The following is a 1,812-nucleotide window of genomic DNA, read 5'->3' as shown; positions in this document are numbered from 1 at the left end:
GAGCCATTCCTGTAATGAAGAAATTTGAGCTTTGAAAGAAAAAAGCGCCTCCTGTATGCTGGGTCTTGGAATGGTCACATTCACTGCCCTAATGAAAAGGAGGACGCTCTACATGAAGTATAAGCTGAAACAGAAACAGAATCAACGGATTACACGAATTACCGAAAAAACACTGGTTGTTGGCGCGGACATCGCCAAAAAGATTCATGTAGCTCGAGCCGTGGATTTCCGAGGCATTGAGCTTGGGAAAGAATGTGTGTTCCACAACGATCAGGAGGGGCTAACGAAACTGGCTGCGTGGATGAAGGAGCTTGGCCGGATACATGAGAAAACCGACATCGTATTTGGCATCGAGCCTACCGGACACTACTGGTTCCCGTTAGCGGCATTTTTGAAGGAGCAAGACATCAGGGTCGTCGTCGTGAATCCGCACCATGTGAACAAGAGCAAAGAACTTGAGGACAACTCGCAGACCAAGAGCGACTACAAGGATGCGAAGGTCATTGCCGACCTGATTCGGAGCGGGAAATATTCAGAGCCCAATTTGCCGACCAAGGAATATGCAGAGCTACGCATTCTGATGAATTTTCGGGAGAAGGTCATGGTGAGCTTGAATCAAGTGAAAGCTCGGATTACAAACTGGTTTGACCGCTACTTTCCGGAGTATCCACAAGTGTTTAAGGACTGGGAAGGCAAGGCATCACTGATGACCATGCGCCAGTTTCCCACTCCAGAGGAGATTGTCTCGATAGGCGCCAGAGGCGTTCTCACACATTGGAAGACGGAAATCAAGCGTGGAGTGGGCATCAAGAGAGCGGAGCAGCTCTATGCTGCCGCTACGGTCTCTATCGGGCTTACCGAGGGGCTGACAGCTGCCCGAATCGAGCTTGCCGCCTTGCTGCAGCAGTACGATCTGTACTGCAAGCAAGAAGAAAGCATTATGACGGAAGTCCTGCAGATTCTGGAGAAGATCCCCGGAACGAAGCAAATGCTGAGCATCCCAGGGATTGGCATTCTGACCGTCGCCGGCTTCTTGGCGGAGGTTGGCGATCTGAACAACTACGACCATGGACAGCAGATCATCCGTCTGGCTGGGCTGAATCTGACGGAGAACAGCTCTGGAAAACGTAAGGGAAAGACCGGAATCAGCAAGCGGGGGCGCTCTCGCCTAAGAGGCATCTTGTTCCGCTGCATGCTGCCGATGGTAGCCAAAAACAAAGAGTTTAAAGCGCTCCACGAGTATTATACAACGCGTAGTCAAAATCCGCTCAAGAAGAAGCAATCGATTATCGCCTTATGTGGAAAACTGGTTCGCGTCCTCTATACACTGGGGACAAAGCAGAAAGAGTATAACGCAAACGAAGTATTGGGGCCGATTCGACAAGCCCAGCTACAACAAAGTGCTGCATAAAGCTTATCAACAAACCTGTCATCTCGCTTATTCACATGTGTACAACCATGACAACGGAAGCACCGGAGAAGCCGAAGAATTATAATCCATAAGGGCAACGACCCAGTCGAGGAGCTAGAATCGGCCTCCACCCCTTGAGAGGTAGAACGAAGGAATGTAAGGGCATAGACCCAGCGTGACATGGGAGGGTAAACCCCGAGGGCGGATGTGGAGATCCACTGTGCGATCATACCTTTTTATCCACAGTCTGGAAACTGGTGATTGCAGGCTCTATTCCCGCCACAGCCCTTACAGAAATATTTGTATCTCCTTCAATCTTCCGACAAGAGCTTTAAGATGTCAAAGTTAAAAAACAGAGAATGAGCGAGAAAACAGGAGAAAACATTACTTTATAGTGGGAG

General features: G+C 49.5%; 1 protein-coding gene. It reads left to right on the top strand.

Going from position 1 to position 1,812, the window contains the following annotated elements:
* Nucleotides 1-124: 124 nt before the first annotated feature.
* Nucleotides 125-1,411: an IS110 family RNA-guided transposase gene (locus tag EDM57_RS22770; protein WP_193373885.1), complete on the top strand. Its 1,287-nt coding sequence runs from the start codon at nucleotides 125-127 to the stop codon at nucleotides 1,409-1,411.
* The last annotated feature ends 401 nt before the right edge of the window (nucleotides 1,412-1,812 follow it).

Source organism: Brevibacillus gelatini (genome assembly GCF_003710935.1).
GTDB classification, from domain to species: domain Bacteria; phylum Bacillota; class Bacilli; order Brevibacillales; family Brevibacillaceae; genus Brevibacillus; species Brevibacillus gelatini.
This window is presented reverse-complemented; position numbering and strand designations above follow the sequence as displayed.